This is a genomic window from Streptomyces sp. NPDC006265 (genome assembly GCF_040613555.1).
Taxonomy (GTDB): Bacteria; Actinomycetota; Actinomycetes; order Streptomycetales; family Streptomycetaceae; genus Streptomyces.
The window spans coordinates 1-9052 of sequence record NZ_JBEXSH010000320.1 but is presented as its reverse complement, the minus strand read 5'-3'; the positions used below and the strand labels follow the sequence as shown (position 1 = coordinate 9052).

At 73.3% G+C, this 9052-nt stretch carries 9 protein-coding genes and 1 pseudogene; 6 read left to right on the top strand and 4 right to left on the bottom strand.

Annotated elements, in window-relative coordinates:
• Positions 1-261: 261 nt before the first annotated feature.
• Positions 262-1188: a DUF3027 domain-containing protein gene (locus tag ABZ281_RS24485; RefSeq protein WP_356658679.1), complete on the bottom strand. Its 927-nt coding sequence runs from the start codon at positions 1186-1188 to the stop codon at positions 262-264.
• A gap of 271 nt (positions 1189-1459) precedes the next feature.
• On the opposite strand from ABZ281_RS24485, the gene ABZ281_RS24480 reads away from it, so the two are divergent.
• The 4 genes from ABZ281_RS24480 to ABZ281_RS24465 all read left to right on the top strand — a co-directional run bounded on the left by ABZ281_RS24480 (position 1460) and on the right by ABZ281_RS24465 (position 4958).
• Positions 1460-2893 (top strand): MFS transporter, encoded by a 1434-nt coding sequence (locus ABZ281_RS24480; protein ID WP_356658677.1) that lies wholly within the window; start codon positions 1460-1462, stop codon positions 2891-2893.
• A 76-nt stretch (positions 2894-2969) separates the two neighbouring features.
• Positions 2970-3443, top strand: a complete 474-nt coding sequence (locus tag ABZ281_RS24475) for a DUF2771 domain-containing protein (protein WP_356658675.1) — start codon at positions 2970-2972, stop codon at positions 3441-3443.
• A gap of 29 nt (positions 3444-3472) precedes the next feature.
• Positions 3473-4123, top strand: coding sequence for a futalosine hydrolase (locus ABZ281_RS24470; protein ID WP_356658673.1), 651 nt, complete (start codon positions 3473-3475; stop codon positions 4121-4123).
• Positions 4113-4958 carry a 1,4-dihydroxy-6-naphthoate synthase gene (locus tag ABZ281_RS24465; protein WP_356658671.1) on the top strand — a complete coding sequence of 282 codons (846 nt, stop codon included), beginning with the start codon at positions 4113-4115 and terminating at the stop codon, positions 4956-4958. Before ABZ281_RS24470 ends, ABZ281_RS24465 begins: the two co-directional genes overlap by 11 nt.
• A gap of 4 nt (positions 4959-4962) precedes the next feature.
• Here ABZ281_RS24465 and ABZ281_RS24460 read toward each other — a convergent pair whose 3' ends face one another.
• Positions 4963-5346 (bottom strand): cold-shock protein, encoded by a 384-nt coding sequence (locus ABZ281_RS24460; RefSeq protein ID WP_030849358.1) that lies wholly within the window; start codon positions 5344-5346, stop codon positions 4963-4965.
• 164 nt (positions 5347-5510) lie between these two features.
• Between ABZ281_RS24460 and ABZ281_RS24455 the strand changes: the two genes are divergently transcribed.
• Entirely contained in the window at positions 5511-5759 is a 249-nt protein-coding gene (locus ABZ281_RS24455) for a hypothetical protein (protein ID WP_031110609.1), read from the top strand.
• Here ABZ281_RS24455 and ABZ281_RS24450 read toward each other — a convergent pair.
• Both ABZ281_RS24450 and ABZ281_RS24445 read right to left on the bottom strand, forming a co-directional pair.
• Positions 5738-6370: a haloacid dehalogenase-like hydrolase gene (locus ABZ281_RS24450; protein WP_356658669.1), complete on the bottom strand. Its 633-nt coding sequence runs from the start codon at positions 6368-6370 to the stop codon at positions 5738-5740. The two genes, ABZ281_RS24455 and ABZ281_RS24450, sit on opposite strands and share 22 nt — an antisense overlap.
• 268 nt (positions 6371-6638) lie before the next feature.
• Positions 6639-7628, bottom strand: a complete 990-nt coding sequence (locus tag ABZ281_RS24445) for a hypothetical protein (RefSeq protein ID WP_356658667.1) — start codon at positions 7626-7628, stop codon at positions 6639-6641.
• A gap of 163 nt (positions 7629-7791) precedes the next feature.
• Between ABZ281_RS24445 and ABZ281_RS24440 the strand changes: the two are divergent.
• Positions 7792-9052 (top strand): annotated as a pseudogene (locus ABZ281_RS24440) (DNA-binding protein); the annotation flags it as partial.

The following is a 9052-nucleotide window of genomic DNA, read 5'->3' as shown; positions in this document are numbered from 1 at the left end:
CCACCGACTCGGGCGCACACCCCGGGCCGGGCGACCACCGGAGTCACTCCCCCAGACCCAGGCACCGAAGCCAGGCGGCACGCCAACCACTCGGCAGCGCCCAGGCACCGAAGCCAGGCAGACCACCACCGACTCGGGCGCACACCCCGGGCCGGGCGACCACCGGAGTCACTCCCCCAGACCCAGGCACCGAAGCCAGGCGGCACGCCAACCACTCGGCGGCGCGCAGCACCCCGGGCCGGGCCGGCCAGCCGCCGTTGGCTACGAGTGCCCCAGTTCCTCCGTGTCCGCGTCCGCCGTCGGTGTCACCGAGCCCGAGTCCGAGGACGGGCGCAGCGGGAACGGGTCGACCCGGGTCTCGTCGATGACCGGGGCGGCCGGCTGGGGCGGGCGGGGCATGACCGCGGCCTCGGAGTGGCCGCCGCAGCCGTAGGCGAGGGAGACCAGGCGGCCGTCGGCCGGGGAGAACTCGTTGGCGCAGGCGCCGAAGGCCTGGCCGAGGGAGCCGCCGATGGGGACGAGGAAGCCGCAGCTGACGCAGGCGGCGGGGGCCGACTGGGCCATGGGCGTCTTGGGGCCGAACGCCTCCTCCCAGCGGTCGGCCGCGGTGTGCAGGCCGTAGCGGGACAGGACGCGGGCCCGGCGCATGCCCAGTTCCTCGGCGACCGCCGGGATCGAACCGCGGACGGGGGCTCCGGCGAAGCCGGACGGGGGACCCGTGGTGAGGTCCGCGTCCTCCGCCTCCACCAGGTCGGCCATCTCGTGCGAGACGGGGACCTTCGGCGCCTGCTCGTCCTCACCCGAGTACCCCGGCTCCAGCCGCAGGTCCTCGGCGTCGGTGGGCAGCAGGTCGCCCGGCCCCATGTCGCCGGGACGCAGCCGCTCGCTCCACGGCACCCACTCGGGCGCCAGCACTGCGTCCGGGCCGGGCAGCAGCGCGGCCTCGTCCACCGTGACGATCTTCGCCCGGGACGCCCGGGCCACCGTCACGGCCCAGCGCCAGCCCCGGTAGCCGAGCTCCCGGCACTGGAAGAAGTGCGTGACGACCCGGTCCCCCTCGGAGACCAGCCCTACGTGCTCCCCGACGATTCCCGGCGCGGCGGCCTCCTCGGCTGCGGCGCGGGCGAGGTCGACGGCCTCGGCGCACAGACGGTCAGGGGTGCGGCTTCGCGTTGTCGCTGCGCTCACAGGTATCGCTTCTCTCCATACGCCGTCTCACGAGTGCGCCACTCCCAGCGCGGGGGCGGACGGAGCGGACCGGGGGACCGCGTCGACATCCTTCATCCATTTTGCGGGATGGCTGAGATACGCACGCTACCCTTCCGCCCCACTTCGCGTACACCGACGGTCCTGATGCACCGCCCACCGGACCCCGCGCCGCCACGCGGACAGTCACCCCACAGGCCCCATACAAGCGGTAATGGCACTACCCACAGCCTTATCGGGGCACTATGACGTCGTGGCAGCCGCGAAGACACCCCCGGGCGCCACCGGGACCGGTGGGTCGAAAGGGGTCAAGGGAAGCAGCCGACTGAACGGACCGGGCCGTCTGGGCGGCTCCTTCCGTGCGGTCGGCCGTGCCCTGCACTTCCCCGTGACCGGCACGGCCCGCGGCATCCGCAAGGCCACCCACGCGCACGGCGCCGGCGAGTCCGGCCTCGGCAAGCTGATCGAACTGCACGGCGTGAACGGCGCCGGCGACGTCATGATCACCGTCGCCCTGGCCTCCACGGTCTTCTTCTCCGTGCCCACCGACGAGGCCCGCGGCCGCGTCGCCCTGTACCTCGCCATCACCATGGCGCCCTTCACCCTCCTCGCGCCGGTCATCGGCCCGCTCCTCGACCGCCTCCCGCACGGCCGCCGTGCCGCGATGGCCGCCGCGATGCTGGCCCGGGCGCTGCTCGCGCTCATCCTGTCCGGCGCGGTCGTCAGCGGCGGCCTGGAGCTGTATCCGGCCGCGCTGGGCGTCCTGGTCTCGTCGAAGGCGTACGGCGTGGTCAGAAGCGCCGTCGTGCCCCGGCTGCTGCCACCGCGCTTCTCCCTGGTCAAGGCCAACTCGCGGGTCACCCTCGGCGGTCTCCTGGCCACCGGCATCGCCGCGCCCATCGGCGTCGGACTCCAGCAGATCGGGCCGCGCTGGCCCCTCTACGGCGCCTTCGTGCTGTTCGTGGCGGGGACGGTCCTGTCGTTCACGCTGCCGCCGAAGGTCGACTCCGCCAAGGGCGAGGACCGCGCCCTGCTGGCGGCGGACGAGCAGCACCTGCACGGGCCGCACCGGAAGCCCGTCAAGCGTCCCGGGCTGCGCACGGTCGGCCCGGCCGTCACCCACGCCCTGGCCGCCAACGCCGCCATCCGCTGTCTGACCGGGTTCCTGATCTTCTTCCTGGCGTTCCTGCTGCGCGAGCACCCGGTCTCCGGCCAGAGCGCCGCCGTGTCGCTGGGGATAGTGGGCGTGTCGGCGGGCGTGGGCAACGCGCTCGGTACGGCCGTCGGGGCGTGGCTGCGCTCCCGGGCGCCGGAGATCATCATCGTGACGGTCGTGGCGGGCGTGGCGGGCGCGGCGATCACGGCCGCGGTGTTCTTCGGCGCGGTCCTGGTGGCCGCTCTGGCCGCGATCGCCGGGTTCGCGCAGGCCCTGGCCAAGCTGTCGCTGGACGCGCTGATCCAGCGGGACGTGCCCGAGAGCGTCCGTACGTCGGCCTTCGCCCGCTCCGAGACGCTGCTGCAGATGTCCTGGGTGCTGGGCGGGGCGGTCGGCATCGCGGTGCCGCTCAACGGCACGGCCGGGCTGGCGGTGGGCGCCGCGATCGTCGGCGTCGGGTGGCTGACGACCGTGCGGGGGCTGATCGACTCGGCGCGGCGCGGGGGCTCGGGGCGGGCGCGTGTCGCGTAGGGCCCTTCTGATGGATCTCCGGGGGAGCCGTACCCCGCGTGGGCGGTGCGCCCCGCCCGCCCGATAGCCTTCGCCCATGAACACGTTGCAATCCGCTGTGCGACGCCGCCGCGCCGTCGCCGTCGCCGGTGTCGTTTCTGCCGGACTGCTCGTCCTGTCGGCCTGTGACAAGCCGACGCCGATGGCCACGGTCACCGTGGGCAGCGACTCGGTGAACTCCGAGGCCACCTGCGGCGGCGAGGGCGACGCCCTGAAACCGTCCGACCTCGCCGGGTGCCTGAAGGACAAGGGCATCAAGAGCATCTCCGTCGACCCCGACGAGACGGTGCGCTTCGGCGTCGACCCCGAGATCGCCGACAACGGCTGGACGATCCTGATGAACGGTCAGCCGCTGACCGACTCCAGCACGAAGACCTACCGCACGATTCCGGGCAGCGTGTTCTTCAACGCCCAGTACGGCGCGCAGGGCAACTCGACGCTGGTTTCCATCAAGGAAGGCGACAAGGACACCTCCGGGCTCTGGAACTTCAAGCTCAAGAAGGACGCCTGATCGCTGCCGCTGAGCTTGGCCGGGTTCTTGTGGCCACCGCTGTCTCCGTGGAGAGGGACGCGGTGGCTCAGGCCTTTCCCGACCACGGCGGCGTTGAGGTGATCGCCGTCGGTGTCGGGCCCGCGCTCGCCGCCGCCTCCACCGCCTCCGCCCTCACCGCCGCCGCCCTGAAGGGCACGCCCTACGGCCTCGTCGTCTCCGCCGGGATCGGGGGCGGGTTCCAGCCCGAGGCGCCCGTGGGGTCGCTGGTCGTCGCCGACGGGATCGTCGCGGCCGATCTGGGGGCCGAGACCGAGGACGGGTTCCTTCCGGTGACCGAGCTCGGATTCGGGACGGTCAGGCATGAGCCACCGGCGGATCTCGTCCGGCGGGTCGCCGAGACCACCGGAGCCCGGACCGGGGCCGTGCTCACCGTGTCCACCGTGACCGGGACGGCAGTCAGGGCCGCCGCACTGCGGGAGCGGCACCCCACCGCCCTCGCCGAGGCCATGGAGGGCTTCGGCGTCGCCGAGGCCGCCGCCGCGCAGGGGGTGCCCGTGCTGGAGATCCGGGCGATCTCCAATCCCGTCGGGCCGCGCGACCGCGCCGCATGGCGGATCGGCGACGCTCTGGCAGCCTTGACCGAGGGGTTCGGGAAGCTCGCGCCCGTACTGGAGAGTTGGAACCGGCATGACACCTGAGCTGCAGATCGCGTACTCGCCCTGCCCGAACGACACGTTCGTCTTCGACGCCCTCGCCCACGACCGGGTCCCCGGCGCCCCCGCCCTCGACGTGACCTTCGCCGACATCGACATCACCAACGGCATGGCCGAGCGCGGCGAGTTCGACGTGCTGAAGGTGTCGTACGCCGTGCTGCCCTACGTCCTCGACGAGTACGCCCTGCTGCCCTGCGGGGGCGCGCTGGGGCGGGGCTGCGGGCCGCTGGTGCTGACGCGGGAGGCCGATGTCGACCTCACGGGGCGGACCGTGGCGGTGCCCAGTGAGAAGTCGACCGCGTACCTGCTGTTCCGGCTGTGGGCCGCGGACACCGTGGCGGACGGGGTCGGCGAGATCGTCGTCATGCCGTTCCACGAGATCATGCCGGCCGTGCGGGACGGGAAGGTCGACGCGGGGCTCGTGATCCACGAGGCGCGCTTCACGTACCGCAGCTACGGGCTGCACAAGCTCGCCGACATGGGCGAGCACTGGGAGAACACCACGGGGCTGCCGATCCCGCTGGGCGCGATCATCGCCAAGCGGTCGCTGGGCGAGCAGAAGCTGCGGCTGCTGGCGGACTCCATCCGCACATCGGTGCGCGCCGCCTGGGACGATCCCGAGGCGTCCCGGCCGTACGTCATGGAGCACGCCCAGGAGATGGACCCGGCCGTCGCCGACCAGCACATCGGGCTGTACGTCAACGAGTTCACCGCGGACCTCGGCGAAGACGGTTACGCGGCCGTGCGCGGGCTGCTGACACGCGCGGCGGCCGAGGGACTCGTACCGCCCCTCGGCCCGGACGCGCTGCGCTTTCCCTGAGGCCTCACACGTCCAGTTGGTCGGCGACCGCGCGCAGCAGGCCGGCGATCTTCTTGCCGGCCGTCTTCTCGGGGTAGCGGCCGCGCTCCAGCATCGGCGTGATGTTCTCCAGGAGCGTCGTCAGGTCCTGGACGATGGAGGCCAGCTCGTCCGGCTTCTTACGGGTCGCGGCGGCGACGGAGGGGGTCGGGTCCAGGATCGTCAGGGACAGCGCCTGGTCGCCGCGCTGCCCGGCGACGACGCCGAACTCCACGCGCTGACCCGGCTTGAGCATCTCGACTCCGGCGGGGAGGACCGAGGAATGGACGAAGACGTCACCGCCGTCGTCGCGGGAGAGAAAGCCGAAGCCCTTCTCGCTGTTGAACCACTTGACCTTGCCGGTAGGCACGTCTGTCCTCGTCCTCGTACTCGTCGGAAAACTGCTTCTGGAAACGGCTCTTGATAGCACTGGGGCGGGTCGTACGGACCCGCCGGTACCCAGGCTAATGCTCTTGCAGCCGGTGACAAGACGTCACCCGGTTGTTCCTTCGCGCTGGGAACTACCCTGGTCGGGTGCGTGACAAAACCCAAACGAATTCCGCCGCTCCCGGTGACCGCCTGGTCCGTGCCGGAGCCGTCGTCTTCTTCATCGGCGCCCTGGCCACACTGGTCACGGTCGCCCCGCTGTTCCTCGGAACGACGCCCTTTCCGACGTACATGTTCGGATTGAGCATGCTCATGGCCGTCGGATTCCTGATGGCCGGTGCGGGAGTGCTGCGTTCCGTGGCGGCGGGCCGCCGTCAGGCGCGCGCAGGGCGGTAGTCCGAAAGCCACCGCGGGAATTCGGTCAGATCGGTGAGGACGACGTCCGCGCCCGCCGCGCGCAGTTCCTCTTCGGGGCACGGGCCGGTGGCCACGGCGACCGACAGCGCCCCGGCGGTCCGCGCGCCGCGGACGTCCCCGACGTGGTCGCCGACGTAGACGCCCGCGTCGTGCTCGCGCAGGGCCTGCGCCTTCTGCTCGGCCCACAGGTCGCCGATGACGGCGTCGGGCTCGATGCCGAGGTGGGCGAGGTGCAGTTTGGCGTTGGGCTCGTACTTGGCGGTGACGACTATCGCGCGTCCGCCGGCCTGCCGTACGGCCGCGATGGCCTCCCGGGCGCCGGTCATCGCCGGGGTCGCGGTGATGGCGATGGCCGGGTACATCTCCCGGTACAGGTCCGCCATGGCCGCGATCTCCGCCGCCGGGAACCAGTTGATCAGCTCCTCGGCCAGCGGCGGCCCGAGCCGCGTGACCGCCAGGTCGGCGTCGATGTACGTCCCCGTCCGCTCGGACAGCGCCTGGTAGCAGGCGCGGATGCCGGGCCGGGAGTCGATGAGGGTCATGTCGAGGTCGAAGCCGACGGTGAGCGCGGGCGGGATCATGAAGGCCATATGGGCCATTGTGCCCAGATGGTGTGAACGACAGGCGACCTCGTGCCGCGGCAGGCGACGTTTGCCCGTTGAGGAGCGGCGTCCGGTGCGTGCTCTCGGCGTGCCGGCCGGAAGCCCTCGTACTGGACGTACTCGGAGTTTCGGCCGGTGCGGCGAGTGGGGGTACCCCCCGCTCGAGCGGAGTCGAGAGCGCGGGGGAGCCTGCCGGGCGTCGTGACGGGGCGAACGTTGCCTGTCGCGGCAATAGTGCCGCGGCAGTGCCGCGGCACTAGCGCGAGCGCTGTGAACGCCACACCAGGAACAGGGCCGACGCCACCGCCGCGCCCCTGACCACCCACGGCCAGGTCTGCGCCACCGCGGCGTTCATGTGGCCCTCGGCGATCGGGGCGCCCCAGCGGCCGTTCATCCGGCCCCACATCCAGACCAGACCCCCCGCCACGGAGAGGCCCGGCAGGATGACGACGGCCCACTTCGTCTCGGCCTGGGTCAGGCGGCGGGACGCGTAGGCGATGAGCCAGCCGAGCAGGAGGACGAACCAGTTGCCGAGCGCGGCACCGGCGACGAGGAGACCCGCGGCGATCAGGAGGAGCGGGTTGCTCCAGTTCGCGGCGGGGAGGCGCGCGAGCCGGCGGCGGCCGCCCTTCTCGGTCACCTCGGCCCTCTCGACGACCGGGACCGTCTCCTCCGCGTCCGGCTTCTCCTTCTCCGCCGTCCGCGGCGCCGGGGGCTTCAGCAGGTCAGGCACCTCCACGCCGCCCACGAACCCCGGCACCTCGTCACCCACGCCGAAGGGGCCGCTGTCCACCCGCCACCAGTCCGGCTGGTGCGCGCTGTCGCCTAGCTCGTGCCCGGCGGCCAGGTGCGGCGGGGCCGGGCCGTCGGAGGGCGCGGGGTGCGGCGTCTCGGCGGGCCGCCCCGGCCGGGGACGCGGTACGACGCGCCGCATGACGCCCTTCGCCCGCTCCTCCGGCTCGACGTCGCGCTGTACGGGGACGGAGGCGGGGGCGGCGCTGCGCGGCTCACCGCCGGTACCGCCCGCCGCCGCGGTCACGATGTCGTCGGGGCTGCCCAGGCGGGACAAAATGCGGCGGACGGCGGCGGGCGAGTCCACGGTGGTCTTCGCGCGGCGCTTGTCGATCTCGTTGCGCAGGTCCGCGACCAGACGCATACGGGTGGCCGACGACAACTGCCGCTGTTGGGCCACGTCGCCGACGCGGCTCAGATACTCGTAAACGACCTGGTCGCTCTCAATCCCCACGAAGTCCCCTCCGGGGCGGGTGCGTTGCGTGACGCCGTCGCACGACGGTACCGCGAGTGCCCACCAAGCGGCCAAGACCCCGTCCCGCGTTCGGGGAGGGGCCCCGGCCGCGGCCTCGCACAGTCGGCCCGGCCGCCGGGGGCGACCCGCTACCGTGGACCGGATGAGCACCGAGGACAGGCCCCCGGCCCCCCGCTCCCTCGCGGAAGAGCTCCGCGCGCGGGGCGACGCTTCGCTGGGCGCGCTCCTGCGCAGCCGCCCGGATCTCATCACGCCCGTCCCCACCGACCTCACCCAGCTCGCGACCCGGGCCGGCACCCGTGCCTCGGTCGTGCGGGCGCTGGAGCGGCTGGACCGGTTCGCGCTCCAGACGGCGGAGGCACTGGCCGTGGCGGCGGACCCCGCGGCGTACGGCGAACTGCTCGGGCTCATGGCCGGGGACGACGCCGACCCGGCCGTCGTCGCCGCACTGCCGCACGCCCTGGACGGCTTGCGCGAGCAGGCCCTGGTGTGGGGCGACGTCGACCGGCTGCGGCTGGTGCGCACGGCGCGTGAGCTGCTGGCGCCCTCGCCGCAGCACCCCTCGCCGACCGGGCTCGGCCCGACGGTCCAGGAGGCCACCGCCGGGATGTCCCCGGGCCGGATCCAGGAGATCGTCACGGCCGCCGGACTCGCCTCGACGCACGACTCGGTCTCCGCGGTGACCGCCCTGGCCGGGCTGTTCACGGACCGGGCCCGGATGGCCGCGCTGCTCGCCGACGCCCCGGCCGACTCCCTCGACGTGCTGGAACGCCTGGTGTGGGGGCCGCCGTACGGGCAGGTCACGGCCGATCCGGCGCCCCGGCTGCGCTGGCTGCTGGACCGCGGACTGCTGCTGCCGACCGCGCCCGGGACGGTCGTCCTGCCGCGCGAGGTCGCCCTGCATCTGCGGCGAGGCCTGGCGCACCGGACGCCCGAGCCCGTGCCGCCGGTGGTCGAGACGGCGGCCGTTCACCGTCCACAGGTTGTGGACAGCGCCGCGGCCGGGCAGGCGTACACCGCGCTCGCCACCGTCGAGGAGCTGCTCAAGGACTGGGACGAGGGCGGGCCGGCGGTGCTGCGGGCCGGTGGGCTGAGCGTGCGCGACCTGAAGCGGAGCGCCGTCGCGCTCGACGTGCCCGAGCCGGTTGCCGCGTTCTGGGTGGAACTGGCGTACGCGGCGGGCCTGATCGCCTCGGACGGCGACGCCGACGAGCGGTACGCGGCGACCCCGGCGTACGACGAGTGGCTGGAGCTGCCCGCCGCCGAGCGCTGGTCGCTGCTGGTCACGGCGTGGCTCGCGGCGACCCGCACGGCCGGGCTGGTGGGCGGGCGGGACGGGAAGGACCGTACCTTGTCGACGCTCGGGCCGGGCCTGGACCGGTCGGCCGCGCCCGAGGTACGGC

Excerpts from the sequence above, each read along its gene's own strand:
- ABZ281_RS24465 (WP_356658671.1), top strand. The coding sequence starts at position 4,113 with ATGACACCTGAGCTGCAGATCGCGTACTCGCCCTGCCCGAACGACACG.
- ABZ281_RS24475 (WP_356658675.1), top strand. The coding sequence starts at position 2,970 with ATGAACACGTTGCAATCCGCTGTGCGACGCCGCCGCGCCGTCGCCGTC.
- ABZ281_RS24450 (WP_356658669.1), bottom strand. The coding sequence starts at position 6,370 with ATGGCCTTCATGATCCCGCCCGCGCTCACCGTCGGCTTCGACCTCGAC.